Source organism: Paraburkholderia metrosideri, from assembly GCF_904848625.1.
Classification (GTDB): Bacteria; Pseudomonadota; Gammaproteobacteria; order Burkholderiales; family Burkholderiaceae; genus Paraburkholderia; species Paraburkholderia metrosideri.
The window spans coordinates 427,002-445,263 of sequence record NZ_CAJHCP010000008.1; the positions used below are offsets into that span (position 1 = coordinate 427,002).

The window sequence follows — 18,262 nt, forward strand, 5'->3', positions numbered from 1 at the left end:
TTTTACATGCATTCGTGAACGTATATATAATAGCACCCCACGATCGGATAGCCCAAGCCGTGACGACCGGTTAATATCCGTCACTGTTGCCTTTCAAACGCTTTGCGCCGCCGCTGAACGGGGGGCGCCGCGCGGCATTTCCCGGTTTGGCGCATTTACATCAGGGTGCCTCTGCAGGTGCTGCTTTGCATCCACGGGCTTCCGGTCAAGCGTCGCAAGACGCATGTGTGCGCTGTCGTCCCCGGGGTAGGGATGCGCGCACTTTTTCATTCTCAGTCTTAGACAGAGGTCGCTCCATGCGCGTCGAACGGATTCCATTCCGCTTAATTAGTGCCGCGACGGCTGCCGTATTGCTGGCAGCATGCGGACAAAAACAATCTGCCCCGCCGCCACAAACGCCCGAAGTAGGCGTCGTCACTCTCCAGCCGACAACCGTAGCGGTCGTCACCGAACTGCCGGGCCGCACCAGTGCTTTCCTCGTCGCGCAAGTGCGCGCACGGGTCGACGGCATCGTGCTGCGCCGCGAGTTCACGGAAGGTGGCCAGGTCAAGGCGGGTCAACGTCTGTACAAGATCGACCCGGCACCGTACATCGCCACGTTGAACAATGCGAAGGCAACGCTCGCGAAGGCGCAGGCGAACCTCGTGTCGGTGACGGCGCAGGCCAACCGCTATAAGGTGCTGGTCGCCGCGAACGCGGTCAGCAAGCAGGACTACGACAACGCGGTCGCCTCAGAAGGGCAGGCCGTTGCCGATGTCGCAGCGGGCAAGGCAGCCGTCGACACCGCGCAGATCAATCTCGGCTATACGGATGTGACCTCGCCGGTCACCGGCCAGATCGGTGTGTCGCAGGTCACGCCGGGCGCGTATGTGCAGGCAAGCGCCGCGACATTGATGGCTACCGTCCAGCAACTCGACCCGGTCTATGTCGACCTGACGCAATCGAGCCTCGACGGTCTGAAGCTGCGCCGTGAAGTGCAGGAAGGGCGTCTGAAGACGAGCGGTCCGGATGCGGCGCAAGTCTCGCTGATTCTCGAAGACGGCCGCACTTACTCCGAAAAGGGCAAGCTGCAGTTCACCGACGTGACGGTCGATCAGGGCACGGGATCGGTCACGGTTCGCGCAATCTTCAAGAACGCCGACAAGGTGCTGCTGCCGGGCATGTTCGTGCGCGCGCGCATCGACGAAGGTGTGAACCAGAACGCGATCGTCGTGCCGCAAGTCGGCATCACGCATGACCAGAAGGGTCAACCGACCGCACTGGTGGTGGGTGACGACAACAAGGTCACGCTGCGTCAGCTCGTCACCAACGGCACGTACGGCAACAACTGGGTGGTCGCAAGCGGCCTCAAGCCAGGTGACCGCGTGATCGTCCAGGGCACCGACAAGGCGCGCCCGGGCATGCAGGTCAAGCCAGTTGCCGCGCAACTTCCCGCCACCCCCGCTTCCGACGCAGCCGCTCAGGGCGCGCCGGCCGCCAGCGGTGCTGCTCAGACGGCGCAACCCGCCTCTGCTGCATCGGGCGCGTAATAACAGGGAGCCCGCCTCATGGCAAAGTTCTTCATTGATCGCCCGATTTTTGCATGGGTGATCGCCATTATTCTGATGCTCGCGGGTATCGCGTCGGTCTTTACGTTGCCGATCGCGCAATACCCGACCATCGCGCCGCCGGCTGTGCAGATCAGCGCAACCTACCCGGGCGCATCGGCGAAGACGGTGGAAAACACCGTCACGCAGGTGATCGAGCAGCAGATGAGTGGTCTCGACCACTTGCTGTATCTGGCGTCCACCTCGGACGACTCGGGTACCGCAACCATCACGCTGACGTTCGCGGCCGGCACCAACCCTGACATCGCGCAGGTGCAGGTGCAGAACAAGCTGCAACTCGCCACGCCGCTGTTGCCGCAGGCCGTGCAGCAGTTGGGCACCAAGGTCACGAAGTCGAGCAGCAGCTTCTTGCTGGTCATGGCTTTCGTGTCCGAAGACGGCAGCATGAGCAAGTACGACCTGGCGAACTACGTCGCGTCCAACATTCAGGATCCGGTCAGCCGGATCGACGGTGTGGGTACGGTGACGCTGTTCGGCTCGCAGTACGCGATGCGAATCTGGCTCGACGCGAACAAGCTGAATAACTTCGGCCTGACGCCTGTCGACGTGCAAACCGCACTGACCGCGCAGAACGTGCAGGTTGCAGGCGGCTCGCTTGGCGGCACGCCGTCGGTGCCGGGTCAGGTGCTGCAGGCCACCATCACGCAGGCCACGCTGCTGAACACGCCTGAACAGTTCGGCAACATCCTGCTGAAGGTGAATCAGGACGGCTCGCAAGTGCGTCTGCGCGACGTGTCGCACATCGAGCTGGGTGGCGAAAACTACAACTTCGACACCAAGTACAACGGGCAGCCTACGGCTGGCTTCGGTATTCAGCTCGCCACCGGTGCGAACGCGCTGGCTACGGCGAAAGCGGTCCGCGCGAAGGTCGCTGAACTGTCGAAGTACTTCCCGCACGGCCTGGTCGTCCAGTATCCGTACGACACCACGCCGTTCGTGCGTCTGTCGATCGAAGAAGTGGTCAAGACGCTGCTCGAAGGTATCGTGCTGGTGTTCCTGGTCATGTACCTGTTCCTGCAGAACCTGCGCGCCACGCTGATCCCGACGATCGCCGTGCCGGTGGTGCTGCTGGGCACGTTCGCGGTGATGGGTCTGGTGGGCTTCTCGATCAACACGCTGTCCATGTTCGGGCTGGTGCTCGCGATCGGCCTGCTGGTGGACGATGCGATCGTGGTGGTGGAAAACGTCGAGCGGGTGATGCAGGAGGAGGGCTTATCCCCTCGCGACGCAACCCGCAAGGCGATGGACCAGATCACCGGCGCACTGGTCGGCGTGGCGCTCGTGCTGTCGGCGGTGTTCGTGCCGGTCGCGTTCTCGGGCGGCTCGGTCGGCGCTATTTACCGGCAGTTCTCGCTGACGATCGTGGCGGCGATGGTGCTGTCCGTGCTGGTCGCGTTGATTCTGACGCCGGCACTGTGCGCGACGATCCTCAAGCCGATTCCGAAGGGGCATCACGAAAAATCCACCGGGTTCTTCGGCTGGTTCAACCGCACGTTCAACAAGAGCCGCGACAAGTATCACTCGGGCGTGCACCACGTGATCAAGCGCTCGGGCCGCTGGCTCATCATCTACATGGTGGTGATCTTCGCGGTGGGTCTGCTGTTCGTGAAGCTGCCGAAGTCGTTCCTGCCTGATGAAGATCAGGGCACGATGTTCGTGCTGGTGCAGACGCCGTCGGGTTCGACCCAGGAAACCACCGCGCGCGCGTTGAAGGACGTGTCCGACTACCTGCTCAACGACGAGAAGGCGATTGTCGAATCGACCTTCACGGTGAACGGCTTCAGCTTCGCCGGTCGTGGCCAGAACGCGGGTCTCGTGTTCGTGCGGATGAAGGACTACGCGCAGCGTCAGCACTCGGACCAGAAGGTCCAGGCGCTGGTGGGCCGGCTGTACATGCATTTTGCCGGCTACAAGAACGCCGTCGTGTTCCCGGTCAATCCGCCGTCGATTCCTGAACTCGGTACGGCAGCGGGCTTCGACTTCCAGTTGCAGGACCGCGCGGGTGTCGGCCATGAAAAGCTGATGGAAGCACGGAACATGCTGCTGGGCATGGCCGCGAAAGATCCGACGCTGGCTCAGGTGCGTCCGAACGGCCTGAACGATACGCCGCAGTTCAAGGTGAATATCGATCGGGAGAAGGCTGAGGCGCTGGGCGTTGCCGTGTCCGACATCAACACGACGTTCTCGATTGCGTGGGCTTCCGCGTATGTGAACAACTTCCTCGATACCGACGGCCGGATCAAGAAGGTCTACCTGCAAGGCGACGCGCCTTTCCGGATGAAACCGGAAGACGTGAGTGCCTGGTTCGTGCGCAACAGCGCGGGCGCGATGGTGCCGTTCTCGGCTTTCGCCAACACGGAGTGGATCTACGGTTCGCCGAAGCTCGAACGCTACAACGGTATTTCGTCGGTCGAAATCCAGGGCGCGGCGGCACCGGGCAAGTCGACCGGTCAGGCCATGACGGCGATGGAAGCACTCGTGACCAAGTTGCCGGCAGGTATCGGCTACGAATGGACGGGTCTGTCGCTGCAGGAACGTCAGTCGGGTTCGCAGGCGCCGATTCTGTACGGCATCTCGATCCTCGTCGTGTTCCTGTGTCTCGCGGCGTTGTATGAAAGCTGGTCGATCCCGTTCTCGGTGATCATGGTGGTGCCGCTCGGCGTGATCGGCGCACTGCTGGCCGCTACGCTGCGTGGGCTCGAGAACGACGTGTTCTTCCAGGTGGGTCTGTTGACCACGGTCGGGTTGTCGGCGAAGAACGCGATTCTGATCGTGGAATTCGCCCGCGAGTTGCAGCAGGGTGAAGGAATGGGGCCGGTCGAGGCCGCGCTGGAAGCGGCGCGTCTGCGGTTGCGTCCAATTCTGATGACCTCGCTCGCGTTCATTCTCGGCGTGCTGCCGCTCGCTATCAGTAACGGCGCGGGCTCGGCAAGCCAGCACGCGATCGGTACCGGCGTGATCGGCGGGATGTTGACGGCGACCTTCCTCGCGATTTTCATGATCCCGATGTTCTTCGTCGTGATCCGCGCGAAGTTCGGCGGTGAGAAGGAAGACCCGGATGAGGCGCTCGCACACTACAACCAGCACCATCCGCATGATCCGCAAGCTGGCGGCTCAGCGGCTGATGAGGGTTCGGGCAAGGACGGACATTGAGATGCAAAAACACTCTTTGATTGCAGTGGCGGTCGCGTTGTTCGCCACGGGTTGCACGATGGCGCCGCATTATCAGCGTCCGGACGCACCCGTGACGTCGACCTTCCCGACCGGCGGCGTGTACGACACGCAGCCGGGCGCGACCCAGCCGGGTCAGCAGCAACAGCCCGGCTCGACCAGCGCGGCGCGCAGCGCGAACGGCCAGGCCGCCGCCGACATCGGCTGGCGCAATTTCTTCGTCGATCCGCGCATGCAGCAGCTGATCGAGATCGCGCTGAAGAACAACCGCGATCTGCGTGTGTCGGTGCTGAACATGCAGTCGTCACAGGCGCAGTATCGGATCGTTCGCGCCGGTCTGCTGCCGACGCTCGAAGCCGCGGGCTCGGGAACCCGGCAGCGTACGCCGCTGGATCTGTCGTCGGTTCCTGAGACGATCACCAGCTCGTACTCGGTCGGTCTGAATGCGTCGTGGGAAATCGACTTTTTCGGGCGGGTTCAGAGTCTGAAGGATCAGGCGTTGGCGACCTACCTGGGCACGACCCAGGCGCGCAAGGCAGCGGAAATCGCGCTGGTCTCGCAGGTGGCGAACCAGTATCTGACGGTGCTCGAACTCGACGACCTGCTGAAGGTCACGCAAGATACGTTGAAGACCGCGCAGGACTCGTACCGCATCACCAAGCTGCAGTTCGACAACGGCACCGGTTCGGAACTCGATCTGCGTCAGGCGCAGACCGTGGTCGAGCAAGCCGCCGCGAATCTGCAGGCGCAGGCGCGTTTGCGGGCTCAGGCCGAGAACGCGCTGGTGCTGTTGCTCGGTGAACCGCTGCCGGCCGATCTGGCGCCGGGTCTGAAGCTGAACGATCAGAATCTGCTGACGGATATCCCTGCCGGTCTGCCGTCCGATCTGCTGACGCGTCGTCCGGACATCATGGAGGCCGAGGAGAATCTGCTCGCGGCCAACGCGAATATCGGCGCGGCGCGGGCGGCATTCTTCCCGCAGGTCACGCTGACGGGCAGTGTCGGTACGCTGAGCCCGACGCTGGGTGGTCTGTTCAAGCCGGGTTCGGCGGCGTGGAGTTTCGCACCGTCGATCACGGTGCCGATTTTCGAGGGCGGCCAGTTGAAGGCCAGCCTCGACGTCGCCAACATCCAGAAGAACGTGCAGATCGCCACGTATGAAAAGGCGATCCAGACGGCCTTCCGCGAAGTGGCCGACGGACTGGCGGCGCGCGGCACCTACGATCAGCAGATTCAGTCGCTGGAGCGCAATACCTTTGCGGAACAGCGCCGGCTGGATTTGTCGAACCTGCGCTATACGAACGGGGTCGACAGCTATCTGTCGGTGCTGACCGCGCAGACGGATCTGTACACGTCGCAGCAATCGCTGATCACGGCGCGCATGGAGCGCCTGCAGAACCTGGTCACGCTGTATCAGGCGTTGGGCGGTGGGTGGATCGAGCATACCGGCGATCAACCGCGTCCGGCTGACGCACCGGTCGACTACGGTGCAGCAAGTGCACCGGTGGCGGCTTCGGCGGCGACGGCGGGGTGAGTCGAGTCTTGCATCGGCAGGTGCGCGGAGCGGGTTATGTTTTAACGAAACCGTTCTGCGCAGTTCGCTGAAGCTGAGAGAAATAGAAAAAGCCACGGCATGCCGTGGCTTTTTCTTTGTTGCCTGTCATTCGCACTGCCACTCGTCGCGGCAGGCTCCATCACCTCAATGCAAATCCACCGCGCGCAGCATCTGATCTCCCTGCGCTTCGTTTCCCGCACGTCCGTCGAAATCATGTCCGGCATGACGAATCTCGCAGCGCGCTTTCTTCTCGCTCTTCACGCCGTTGAAGATCAGGTTCAGCACCACCGCCGACACCGAAGCCAGCAGAATCCCGCTATGCAGCAGCGGCGACAGCGCCGGCGGCAGTTTCGAGAAGAAGTGCGGCGACACGACCGGCACCAGACCGAGCCCGATACTCACCGCGACGATGAACAGGTTGTGGTGGTTCTTCACGAAGTCGACCTTCGATAGCACCTTGATGCCGTTCGCCGCGACCATCCCAAACATCACGATGCCCGCGCCGCCGAGCACGAAGGCTGGCACCGACGCGACCACCTGCGCCATCTTCGGAAACAGGCCGAGCAGCACGAGGATCACACCGCCCATCGCGCAGACAAAGCGGCTCTTCACACCGGTCACGCCGATCAAGCCGACGTTCTGCGAGAACGAGGTATGCGGGAACGAGTTGAAGATGCCGCCGATCAGCGTGCCCAGACCATCCACACGCAGACCGCGCACGAGCGCCTTCTGATCGACCGGACGATCGACCATGTCACCGACTGCGAGGAACATGCCGGTCGATTCGATGAACGTGACGAACATCACGGTGACCATCGTCGCGATCGACAGCGGATCGAAGTGCGGCAGCCCGAAGTGGAACGGCATCACGAAGCCGACCCACGGCGCGTGCGTGACGCCGTCCATGTTGACTCGACCGAGCGCCAGCGCAATCAGGAAACCGGCGACGATGCCGAGCAGCACCGAGATGTTGGCGAGGAAGCCTTTCGCGAACTTGTTGATCAGCAGGATCAGCATCAGCACGAGCAGCGACAGACCCAGGTAGATCGGATTGCCGTAATCGGGATTGCCTACGCCGCCGGCCGCCCAGTTGATGCCGACTTCCATCAGCGACAACCCGATCACCGAGATCACCACGCCGATCACCACAGGCGGGAAGAAGCGCAGCAATTTTCCGACCATTGGCGCGAGAAGAATGCCGACCACCCCGGCCGCGATGGTCGAACCGAAGATGTCGAGAATGCCGAGCGACGGATTGGTGCCGATCGCGACCATCGGACCGACGGCTGCGAACGTGCAGCCCATGATGACCGGCAGGCGAATGCCGAAGATCCACAGCCCGAGGGTCTGGATCAGCGTGGCAATACCGCAGGAAAACAAATCGGCGCTGATCAGGAACGCGATCTGGTCTTTCGGCAACTTGAGCGCGGCGCCAATGATCAGCGGCACCGCGACCGCCCCGGCGTACATCACCAGAACGTGCTGAATGCCGAGGGTGAGCAACTGGGCTGCGGGCAGTCTCTCGTCGCACGGGTGAACCGTGTTCGATTGCATATCTCTGTCTCCACCAATCTGTTTTGGGAATGACTCCAAGGTATCGGGGACGAAAATGTGCAACAAGACCACTGGGGCCTATTCCGGCATTCCCGGTGACGATATGGGTGGGCGTCGATTGAAAGGAGAATTAAAGGTGTGTGAATCCTGCCGACGCGCTCAGCCCCTTGCAGCGGCGATTCAGCGACGCGCGCCCGGTGTGCCCGGGTGAAAGGGATATGTGTGAGAATCAATGAGGTGTATCCCGCTCAGCGCATAGTCCTGTTTTGACATGGCTCGCTGTCTGGCGGGGTTAACCCGCGATTTGGGATGTTCGGCGCGTTTTCGCGCGGGTTTGCGCAAGACCGCGAGAACATAGAAATCGATGCTTTTTGCCGGTGCGTTTCCGGATGTTTTTCGTGTGAAGACTCGCGTGTTTTTTTGCATGTTGCGCGTGTCTTTCGTTGGCTTCCGTTTTCCTGATCCCCGTCACTTCACGTGCAATCGCCCATGAGTTTCCTCGGCATCGATCTCGGCACCGGTTCCGTCAAAGTGGCAATCGTCGACGAACACGGCCGCGAGCAGGCGGTGGCGAGCGTCGCGTATGCGCTCGAAACACCCCGTCCCGGTTGGGCCGAAACAGCGGTGCAAACATGGTGGCGTGCGTTGTGCGATGCGATGGCGCGCTTGCCGGACGTTACGAACGTTTCCTCGATCTTTATGGCCGGGTAGAAAGCTGGTTCGGCGACACAACGCCGCGCTAGCCTGCGCGATGTCCGGGATGGACAATGCCGTGACGCACTTTGCAATACCATTACGCTTTTCGCGCGCTATGTTGAAGCGCGAGGTTCGAACGTCGAGGCGGGAACGCGGAAGTACCGGCGGCATGGAGGCGGCGCGTTGCCGGGGTCGATTGCCTGCCGTAAGCCGTAAGGCGAGCGCCGTAATCGCCAGGCCCGTACGCGAGCGTCGCACCGCATGCGAAACCGGCGCGAGAAGCTCAGACGCACAACGCAGCGACAGCACAACGCAGCGACAGCACAACAGCACAAAAACGCATCAACGCAACAGCCCGACACCCGCGCGCCGCGCAGCAAAGCAAAGCAAGCGCGACGCGTTGCATTCACAGACTCACAGGAGCACTCACGATGAAAACGAAAGCAGCAATTGCATGGAAAGCCGGCGCCCCGTTGACGATCGAAGAAGTCGATCTCGAAGGGCCGCGTGCCGGCGAAGTCCTGATCGAAGTGAAGGCAACGGGTATCTGCCATACCGACTACTACACGCTGTCGGGCGCGGACCCTGAAGGCATCTTTCCGGCGATTCTCGGCCATGAAGGTGCGGGCGTGATCGTCGATACAGGTCCGGGCGTCGGCACGCTGAAGAAGGGCGATCACGTGATTCCGCTCTACACGCCGGAGTGCCGCCAGTGCAAATTTTGTCTGTCGCGTAAGACCAACCTGTGCCAGGCCATCCGCTCGACGCAAGGCAAGGGCCTGATGCCCGACGCGACCTCGCGTTTCTCGCTCGACGGCAAGCCGCTGTTCCACTACATGGGCACGTCCACGTTCTCGAACTACATCGTCGTGCCGGAAATCGCGGTCGCGAAAGTGCGTGAAGATGCACCGTTCGATAAGATCTGCTACATCGGCTGCGGCGTGACGACGGGCGTCGGCGCGGTCGTGTATTCGGCGAAGGTCGAGGCCGGTGCGAACGTCGTGGTGTTCGGTCTCGGCGGCATCGGGCTGAACGTGATTCAAGGCGCGAAGATGGTGGGCGCGGACAAGATTATCGGCGTGGACCTGAATCCGGGCCGTGTCGAACTCGCGAAGAAATTCGGCATGACGCACTTCATCAACCCGAACGAAGTCGAGAACGTGGTCGATCACATTGTGCAACTCACCGATGGCGGTGCCGACTACTCGTTCGAATGCATCGGCAATACGAAGGTGATGCGTCAGGCGCTCGAATGCACGCATAAGGGCTGGGGTCAGTCGTTCATCATCGGCGTGGCGGCGGCGGGCGAGGAGATCAGCACGCGGCCGTTCCAGCTGGTGACGGGCCGCGAGTGGAAGGGCTCGGCATTCGGCGGCGCACGTGGCCGCACCGACGTGCCGAAGATCGTCGACTGGTACATGGAAGGCAAGATCAATATCGACGACCTGATCACGCACCGTCTGCCGCTCGAACGCATCAACGAAGGCTTCGATCTGATGAAGAAGGGCGAATCGATCCGCTCGGTCGTGTTGTACTAAACGGGGAGCGTCGCGATGCCTGAAAACACGCCTGAGCTATTGTCGTCGCACGCGAGCCACGGCGGCGAGCAGCGCTTTTACCGGCACGCGTCGCAGACCATCGGTCTGCCGATGCGCTTCTCGGTGTACCTGCCGCCGCAGGCTTTGCAGCCGAACGCGAACGTGCCCGCGCTGTTCTATCTCGCGGGTCTGACCTGCACGGAAGAAACCTTTCCGATGAAGGGCGGCGCGCAGCGTTTCGCCGCGCAGCATGGCATCGCGCTGATCGCGCCCGATACGAGTCCGCGCGGTGCGGGCGTGCCGGGCGAAAGCGCGGCGTGGGACTTCGGCGTGGGCGCCGGGTTCTATGTCGATGCGACGCAGGAGCCGTGGGCGCAGCACTATCGGATGTACTCGTATGTGCGCGATGAACTGCGCGAAACGGTGCTCGCGAATCTGCCGGTGGACGGCGCGCGGCTCGGCATCTTCGGGCATTCGATGGGTGGTCACGGCGCGTTGATGCTGGCGCTGCGCAATCCGGCGATTTATCGGTCGGTATCGGCGTTCGCGCCGATTGCCGCACCGACGCGTTGCCCGTGGGGCGAGAAAGCGTTCGGCGGCTATCTGGGTGACGACCGCGAAGCGTGGAAGCAGTACGACGCGAGCGAGCTGGTTGCACGCGCGTCGCGCAAGTTCGCAGAAGGGATTCTGGTGGATCAGGGTCTGGCGGATCAATTCCTCGCTGAGCAACTGAATCCGGATGTGTTCGAAGCCGCTTGCCAGGCCGCGGGTCAACCGCTGTCGTTACGGCGTCACGCGGGTTACGACCACGGCTATTACTTCATCTCGACGTTCATCGAGGATCATCTCGCGCATCACGCGAAGGTGTTGCTCAGCTGATCGCGTAGTCTCGATGACGGTGGTACGCAGACGCACCCGCCGCCGTCATCGAACAACCTCCCGGCTTAGCGCCGCCGCAACAAACTCCCGCCATACACCACCGCCGACAGCACGGTGATCCAGAAGCTCGTCGGCCAGTCCGTATAGAACGCCAGCGTCAGACCCAGCCACGCCTGCACCAGCGCAAACACCGCAGCGAGCACGAGTCCGGTCGACAGGCGCGTCGTCATGTTTTGCGCGGCGGCAGCCGGACCGACCATCAGCGTGAACACCAGCAATACGCCGACGATCTGCGTACACGCGGCGACAGCCAGCGCCGCAATAGCCAGAAACAGCACCGACACGCGGCGCAACGATACGCCTTTGGCTTCGGCCAGTTCCGGCTGCAACGACGCAAACAGCAATGGCCGCATGATCGCGGCCAACGCGCCCAGGCTGACCACGCCCAACGCGGCCAGCACAACCAGCGTCGACGAGTTCACGCCGAGCACGTTGCCGAACAGCAGCGCCGTGACTTGCGTCGCGTACGCGGTGAAGAAGTGCAGAAACAGCAAGCCGAAGCCGAGCGACAGCGACAGAATCACGCCGATCGCCACGTCGCGCCCCGCGAGACGCTCGCCGAGCGCGCCCATGCCGACGCCGGCCGCGAGCGTGAAGCCGATCATCCCCCAGATCGGCGAGATGCCGATCAGCACCGCGCCGGTCGCACCGGTGAAGCCGACGTGCGACAGCGCGTGGCCTGCGAAGGTCTGTCCGCGCATCACCAGAAAATAGCCCACCACGCCCGCCAGCACCGCGACGATCCCCGACGCCGCGAATGCGTTCACCATGAAATCGTATTCAAACATCGTGCTTGTGTCCGTCGCGTGAGTCGTGGTGTGAGTGGCCGTGCGCGCCGCCGTGGTCGTGCGAATGCCCGTGAGAATGTCCGTGCGAGTGTGAGTGTGAATGACCGCCGGCTTCGTCGTGTTCGTGCTCGTGATCGTGTTTCTCGACTTCGACGTCGCCCGACATCACGAAGATGCGGCCATTCACGCGCATCACGTCGATCGGCGAACCGTACAGGCGCGACAGCACCGGGCGCGTAATCACTTCGTCGACGGTGCCAAGCGCGGCCACGCCGCTGCCGAGATACAGCACGCGGTCGAGCGAGTTCAGCAGTGGATTCAACTCATGCGCCGAAAACAGCACGGCGATGCCGAGTTCCCGCTGCACGCGCCGCACCAGTTCGACCACGCTCTTCTGATGATGCGGATCGAGACTGATCAGCGGTTCGTCCAGAAGCAGCAGCTTCGGATTGCCGAGCAGGCATTGCGCGAGCAGCAGACGCTGACGCTCGCCGCCCGACAGTTCCGACAAAGGCCGTTCGGCCAGCTTCAGACCGCCGACCAGATCCAGCACGCGCTCGACATCCGCGCGGGTTTTCGCGTCCGCGTGCGGCAAGCCCCAGCGGTGCCCATCGGCGGCCATCGCGACGAAATCGCGGCCACGCACGCGCCGGCCCGCGAGCGCGCTGCGTGTTTGCGGCATATAGCCGATCGACGCGTTACCGCGCTCCACTGGCTGCCCGAGCACGCGGATCGTGCCTTGCGCCGCCGGCACAAGGCCGAGTACAGCGCGCATCAGCGTGGTCTTGCCCGCGCCGTTCGGCCCCAGCACGCCGATAAATTCGCCCTGATTCACCGAAAACCCGGTGTCGCGCAAAATCGTGCGATCGCCGAGTTCGAGCGTCACGCGGTCGAGTTCGAGCACGGGCGCCGGCGCTCCGCTAGCGGCCGGGTGGGAGGCGCCCGCAGGCGCACTAGCTGGCGCGTTGCGGCCAGTCGAAGTCATTGGGTTTTTCCTTTTACGCCCGACGTGACACCCGCTGCTTTCGCGCCGTTCGCGTCGCCTGCGGCCAGCGCCGTGCTCAGCGCGTCGAGCTGCGACAGCATCCACGTCTGATAGGTCTTGCCGGCTGGTTCGGTTTCAGTGACGCTCATGGTCGGCACCTTCGATTGCTGCGCGAGTTTCAACATGCGTTGGGTCAAGGCCTCGGTTGCCTGGCTGTTATAGATCAGAACGCGCACCTGCTTGTCGCGCAGATCACGTTCGAACGCGGCGATATCGCTCGCGCTGGCTTCGGTGTCGTTCATCGCTGCGAGCTGGAAGCGCTGGTTGCGCATGGTCAGCCCGATCGCGTCCGACATATAGCCGAACACCGGTTCGGTCGCCGTGACCGGCAGGCCCGCGTAGCGGCCATGCAGGTCGGCGACTTTGGCGTCGATTGGCTTCAGCGAATCGAGAAACTTCGCGAGGTTCGCATCGTACGCCGACTTGTGCGCCGGGTCAGCCGCAATGAGTGCTTCGCTCACTGCGTGCGCTACTTTCGGCATGGTCGCCGGGTCGTACCAGAGATGCGGATTATCGCCGCCTTTCCTGCCGGTGAGGTCGGCGGCGACGATGACCGTGCGCTTCGCTCCCTTCGACGCGGCCAGCAATTTTGCCATCCACGGATCGTAGTCGGCGCCGTTGTAGACCACAAGGCTCGCATGTTGCAACGCGCGTGCGGTTTTCGGGCTGGCTTCGAACAGATGCGGATCCTGATCCGGGTTGCTGAGAATGCTGGTGACATCGACGCGATCACCGCCGAGTTGCTGCACCACGTCGCCATAGAAGTTTTCCGCCGCGACGACGGGGATTTTCGCGTCCGCGGCGAACGCGCTGTGCGCGAGCGCGAACGCCGCAGCGCCTGCGGCCAGGTACTTCGACAACTTCAGCGCACGCTGCGCGCCCATCCACATCGAGCCGATTTTTTTCATCGTTGTTTCCTGCTGCGTAAGAGTTGAATGAATCACTGACGTTGAGCTGAGGCGAGTGATCGAACGCGCCGCCTGACGTGTAGACGTTCCGGCTGGGTGGATTGAAGCGCGACCTCGCGACTGGCGCGAAACGGCGTGGGCCGACGGCTTTGATGCTGGACGTGGCGTGCTGCCAACGTCAGGCAAACCTCCGGCAAAACGCGAAGCATGCCGCCGCGCTCAAGACTGCCCGTCGAGGCCGACGTCATGCCGACGCTCCCGCCGCCCGCTCCGCACTAGCGCACAACGCGCACAACCCGCTCAGTTCAATCACCTGGCGACGCACCTCGAAGCCATGCGCGGGCGCGCTATGCGACAACTGATCGGCGAGGTCGTCGCCGGGAATCTCGACGGTCGCGCCGCAACCGTCGCACATCAGAAACTGGCTGCGATGCGGCACGCCGATCTCGCAGCAGGCCACGAACGCATTTTTCGACTCGATCCGGTGGACGAAGCCGTGCGCCAGCAAAAAGTCGAGCGCGCGATAAACCGTGGTGGGCGGCATCCGGCCGCGCTGCGGTTCGAGCGTATCCAGCAACTCATAAGCGCCAACTGGCCGCTCGCTGGCCACGATCGCCGCATACACCTGACGACGCAGCGGCGTCAGCGCAAGCCCATGCAATACCGCATGCGCTTCGGCGTGCGCAAGTCGCACGGCGCGCTGTTCAGCAATCGACATAGCCATGGCGTGGACCTCCTCGCGAAGTGGCGATCAGTGGCAACAGGGGTTATCAAACAGGCGGATCAAGCAGACGCTCGTGCTTCGTCGCGTAGCTGAATCGAAGCAAGGTCGGAATGATATAACGTATCTCGAATTTTTGTCAGCAGGCGGTGCAGAAATGCGGATTGGATGTCCGCAACTTCCAGTACCAAGGTTGGGGAGGGTAGCCAATGCACGCGAGGCTCCTGCCGCGCTGCACCATCGAAATCTGATTGAGCGCCTTGACATGACCCGGTCCGTATCCGATCATTCGATCACAAACAGAGCAATTGATCACGCAACGAGCGTTCGCTCACTGCGCGGCAAGAATCTCAAGAAGCAGAACGAACCGGAGACAGGCAGTGTCGGCACGATTGCAAGACAAGGTGGCTATTCTGACGGGCGCGGCAAGCGGAATCGGTGAAGCCGTGGCCAAACGGTATCTGGACGAAGGCGCGCGCTGCGTGCTGGTCGACGTGAAACCGGCCGACAGTTTCGGCGACGCGCTGCGCGCCACTCACGGCGAGCGCGTGCTGAGCGTCAGTGCCGATGTCACGCGTCGCGACGATATCGAACGCATTCTGGCAAGCACGCTGGAGCGGTTCGGCCAGGTCGACATTCTGTTCAACAACGCGGCGCTGTTCGACATGCGCCCGATCCTCGATGAGTCCTGGGACGTGTTCGACCGCCTGTTCGCGGTCAACGTGAAGGGCATGTTCTTCCTGATGCAAACCGTCGCGCGAAAAATGGTCGAGCAGGGACATGGCGGCAAGATCATCAATATGTCATCGCAAGCCGGGCGGCGCGGCGAGGCACTCGTGTCGCACTACTGCGCGACCAAGGCGGCCGTGCTCAGCTATACGCAATCGGCGGCATTGGCGCTCGCGCCGCACAAGATCAATGTGAACGGCATTGCGCCGGGGGTCGTCGACACGCCGATGTGGAAAGACGTCGACGCGCTCTTCGCCCGTTATGAAAACCGGCCGCTCGGCGAGAAGAAGCGCCTGGTCGGCGAAGCGGTGCCGCTCGGGCGCATGGGCGTGCCCGACGACCTGACCGGCGCCGCCTTGTTTCTCGCTTCGGCGGACGCCGATTACATCACGGCTCAAACCCTGAACGTCGACGGCGGTAACTGGATGAGCTAGGCGGATGAGCCGATCTCAGGCGCGAGCCATGCTCGGTTCACCGTCATTTTCGTAAAACAGACGCAGCACCACATAACGTACGAGAAAAGGAGACAACACATGAAACCAGCCTTCAAATCCGCGCTGAAAGCGGCGAGTGCCGGCGCTGTCGCGTGCTTCACGCTGAGCGCATCGGCAGGGACGGTGACGATCGCCACGCTGAACAACCCGGACATGATCGAGTTGAAGAAGCTCTCGCCCGCATTCGAAAAAGCGAATCCGGACATCAAGCTGAACTGGGTGATTCTCGAAGAAAACGTGCTGCGTCAGCGCGCGACGACCGACATCACGACCGGCAGCGGCCAGTTCGACGTGATGACGATCGGCGCTTATGAAACCCCGCAATGGGGCAAGCGCGGCTGGCTCGCGCCGATCACCAACCTGCCGGCAGATTACGATCTGAACGACGTCGTGAAGACGGCCCGCGACGGCCTGTCCAGCGGCGGCCAGTTGTACGCGCTGCCGTTCTACGTCGAAAGCTCGATGACGTACTACCGCAAGGACCTGTTCGACAAGGCCGGCCTGAAGATGCCCGATCAGCCGACCTATGACCAGATCGCGCAATTCGCCGACAAGCTCACCGACAAGGCCAACGGCCAGTACGGCATCTGTCTGCGCGGCAAGGCGGGCTGGGGCGAGAACATGGCGTATGGCACGACGGTCGTGAACACGTTCGGCGGCCGCTGGTTCGACGAAAAGTGGAATGCGCAGCTCACCTCGCCGGAATGGAAGAAGGCGATGACGTTCTACGTCGATCTGCTGCGTAAAGACGGCCCTCCGGGAGCCAGCTCGAACGGCTTCAACGAAAACCTCACGCTGATGTCGTCGGGCAAGTGCGCGATGTGGATCGACGCGACGGTTGCAGCCGGCATGCTCTACAACAAGAGCCAGTCGCAGATCGCGGACAAGGTCGGCTTCGCCGCGGCGCCGATCGCCGTTACGCCGAAGGGTTCGCACTGGCTGTGGGCCTGGGCGCTGGCGATTCCGAAGTCGTCGAAGCAGGCGGACTCGGCCAAGAAGTTCATTGCGTGGGCGACCTCGAAGGAATACATCGAACTGGTCGCGAAGGACGAAGGCTGGGCCTCGGTGCCGCCGGGAACGCGTCAATCCACGTACGCGCGTCCTGAGTACCAGAAGGCCGCACCGTTCGGCGCTTTCGTGCTGAAAGCGATCGAAACGGCTGACCCGGATCATCCGACGCTCAAGCCAGTGCCGTACACCGGTGTGCAGTTTGTCGGGATTCCTGAGTTCCAGTCGTTCGGCACGGTGGTCGGTCAGAGCATCTCCGGTGCGATTGCCGGTCAGATGACGGTCGACCAGGCGCTGGCAGCAGGCAATGCCACTGCGGATCGCGCAGTGAAGCAGGCCGGCTATCAGAAGTAAGCCGCCCACGCTGGGAAACCAGCCACACGGTTAATGTGGCACGCGCCGGCTGACGCCCGTCAGCCGGCCCACGCAGCACAGCGGACCTGTTCCGCCGCGAGCGGGCGTTGTGGCACCGAAGGCGCCGCAGTGGCTCATGCCGTCCAGCCGGATCGGGCGGTTTATACGGCTCAGGCAAACGACCCGCGCAATACCGAACAGGTGGTCAATCATGCGTCCTTTGCGCCTACCTATCATGCATGCCCATCCCCAGACTGAACAAGAACGTGAAGCCCGCAAGGCCACTTCAGCACGCTGGCTAGCGACGCCGTCGGTCGCCGTGCTGGTGTTGTGGATGGCGATTCCACTCGCGATGACGATCTGGTTTTCGTTCTCGCGCTACAACCTGCTGAATCCGGACATTCGCGGTTTCGCCGGTCTCGACAACTATCGGTATCTCGCCACCGATCCGTCGTTCCTGCCGTCGATCATGCACACGCTCGAGTTGATCATCTCCGTACTGGTGATCACGGTGGTCGGCGGCGTGCTGATGTCGATTCTGTTCGACCGCAAGTTTTACGGCCAGGGCGTCGCGCGACTGCTCGCCATCGCGCCGTTCTTCGTGATGCCGACCGTCAGCGCGCTGATCTGGAAGAACATGATCCTGCATCCGGTGTATGGCCTGATCGCGCAGGGCATGCGCGCGATGGGCATGCAGCCGATCGACTGGTTCGCCGACTATCCACTGACGGCGGTGATCATGATCGTCGCGTGGCAGTGGTTGCCGTTCGCGTTCCTGATCCTGTTCACGGCAATCCAGTCGCTCGACCAGGAGCAGAAGGAAGCCGCGAAGATAGACGGTGCAGGTCCGTTCTCGATGTTCTTCTACATCACGCTGCCGCACCTGAAGCGCGCGATCGCGGTGGTGGTGATGATGGAAACGATTTTCCTGCTGTCGATCTTCGCCGAAATCTATACGACCACGGGCGGCGGTCCGGGCACGGCGACCACCAATCTGTCGTACCTGATTTTCTCGCTGGGCCTGCAGCAGTTCGACGTCGGTCTCGCATCGGCGGGCGGCATTCTCGCTGTCGTGCTGGCTAATATCGTGTCGTTCTTCCTGGTGCGGATGCTCGCGAAGAACCTGAAAGGGGAGTACGAAAAATGAGCCACGTT

Annotated in this window: 13 protein-coding genes and 1 pseudogene; 9 read left to right on the forward strand and 5 right to left on the reverse strand. The window is 62.5% G+C overall.

Translation table 11 applies throughout. The features are described from left to right. Positions 1-296: 296 nt before the first annotated feature. From LMG28727_RS20365 to LMG28727_RS20375, 3 genes are read left to right on the forward strand one after another with little or no spacing between them, the layout of a single operon-like run. Positions 297-1,529, forward strand: coding sequence for an efflux RND transporter periplasmic adaptor subunit (locus LMG28727_RS20365; RefSeq protein ID WP_201644093.1), 1,233 nt, complete (start codon positions 297-299; stop codon positions 1,527-1,529). An 18-nt stretch (positions 1,530-1,547) separates the two neighbouring features. Next, positions 1,548-4,760: an efflux RND transporter permease subunit gene (locus LMG28727_RS20370; protein ID WP_201644094.1), complete on the forward strand. Its 3,213-nt coding sequence runs from the start codon at positions 1,548-1,550 to the stop codon at positions 4,758-4,760. A gap of 1 nt (position 4,761) precedes the next feature. Beyond that, a complete protein-coding gene (locus LMG28727_RS20375) occupies positions 4,762-6,312 on the forward strand; it encodes an efflux transporter outer membrane subunit (protein WP_201644095.1) in 1,551 nt (516 codons plus the stop codon). A gap of 165 nt (positions 6,313-6,477) precedes the next feature. Here LMG28727_RS20375 and LMG28727_RS20380 read toward each other — a convergent pair whose 3' ends face one another. Next, complete coding sequence (locus LMG28727_RS20380) at positions 6,478-7,887, reverse strand: nucleobase:cation symporter-2 family protein (RefSeq protein ID WP_201644096.1); 1,410 nt, start codon at positions 7,885-7,887, stop codon at positions 6,478-6,480. Between the two features lie 489 nt (positions 7,888-8,376). Between LMG28727_RS20380 and LMG28727_RS20385 the strand changes: the two are divergent. From LMG28727_RS20385 to fghA, 3 genes and pseudogenes are all read left to right on the forward strand, one after another. Further along, positions 8,377-8,562 (forward strand): annotated as a pseudogene (locus LMG28727_RS20385) (FGGY family carbohydrate kinase); the annotation flags it as partial. Between the two features lie 452 nt (positions 8,563-9,014). Further along, positions 9,015-10,121, forward strand: coding sequence for an S-(hydroxymethyl)glutathione dehydrogenase/class III alcohol dehydrogenase (locus tag LMG28727_RS20390; RefSeq protein WP_042321278.1), 1,107 nt, complete (start codon positions 9,015-9,017; stop codon positions 10,119-10,121). Between the two features lie 15 nt (positions 10,122-10,136). After that, a complete protein-coding gene (gene fghA / locus LMG28727_RS20395) occupies positions 10,137-11,000 on the forward strand; it encodes an S-formylglutathione hydrolase (RefSeq protein WP_201644097.1) in 864 nt (287 codons plus the stop codon). A gap of 65 nt (positions 11,001-11,065) precedes the next feature. Here the strand turns inward: fghA and LMG28727_RS20400 are convergent, their stop codons facing one another. From LMG28727_RS20400 to LMG28727_RS20415, 4 genes are all read right to left on the reverse strand, one after another. Next, complete coding sequence (locus LMG28727_RS20400; protein WP_201644098.1) at positions 11,066-11,848, reverse strand: metal ABC transporter permease; 783 nt, start codon at positions 11,846-11,848, stop codon at positions 11,066-11,068. Beyond that, entirely contained in the window at positions 11,841-12,833 is a 993-nt protein-coding gene (locus LMG28727_RS20405; protein WP_201644099.1) for an ABC transporter ATP-binding protein, read from the reverse strand. Before LMG28727_RS20405 ends, LMG28727_RS20400 begins: the two co-directional genes overlap by 8 nt. Continuing rightward, positions 12,830-13,801: a metal ABC transporter solute-binding protein gene (locus LMG28727_RS20410; protein ID WP_201644100.1), complete on the reverse strand. Its 972-nt coding sequence runs from the start codon at positions 13,799-13,801 to the stop codon at positions 12,830-12,832. The genes LMG28727_RS20405 and LMG28727_RS20410 overlap by 4 nt, the downstream gene beginning before the upstream one ends. Positions 13,802-14,045: 244 nt before the next feature. After that, entirely contained in the window at positions 14,046-14,525 is a 480-nt protein-coding gene (locus LMG28727_RS20415; protein ID WP_201644101.1) for a Fur family transcriptional regulator, read from the reverse strand. Between the two features lie 377 nt (positions 14,526-14,902). Here LMG28727_RS20415 and LMG28727_RS20420 point away from each other — a divergent pair, with 377 nt between their 5' ends. The 3 genes from LMG28727_RS20420 (at position 14,903) to LMG28727_RS20430 (ending at position 18,254) form a co-directional block, all read left to right on the forward strand. Further along, the gene (locus LMG28727_RS20420; protein ID WP_201644102.1) at positions 14,903-15,685 is read left to right on the forward strand and encodes an L-iditol 2-dehydrogenase; all 783 of its coding nucleotides are present in this window, start codon (positions 14,903-14,905) and stop codon (positions 15,683-15,685) included. Between the two features lie 99 nt (positions 15,686-15,784). Continuing rightward, positions 15,785-17,107 carry an ABC transporter substrate-binding protein gene (locus LMG28727_RS20425; RefSeq protein ID WP_201644103.1) on the forward strand — a complete coding sequence of 441 codons (1,323 nt, stop codon included), beginning with the start codon at positions 15,785-15,787 and terminating at the stop codon, positions 17,105-17,107. Positions 17,108-17,318: 211 nt separating this feature from the next. Further along, positions 17,319-18,254: a carbohydrate ABC transporter permease gene (locus LMG28727_RS20430; RefSeq protein WP_201644104.1), complete on the forward strand. Its 936-nt coding sequence runs from the start codon at positions 17,319-17,321 to the stop codon at positions 18,252-18,254. The last annotated feature ends 8 nt before the right edge of the window (positions 18,255-18,262 follow it).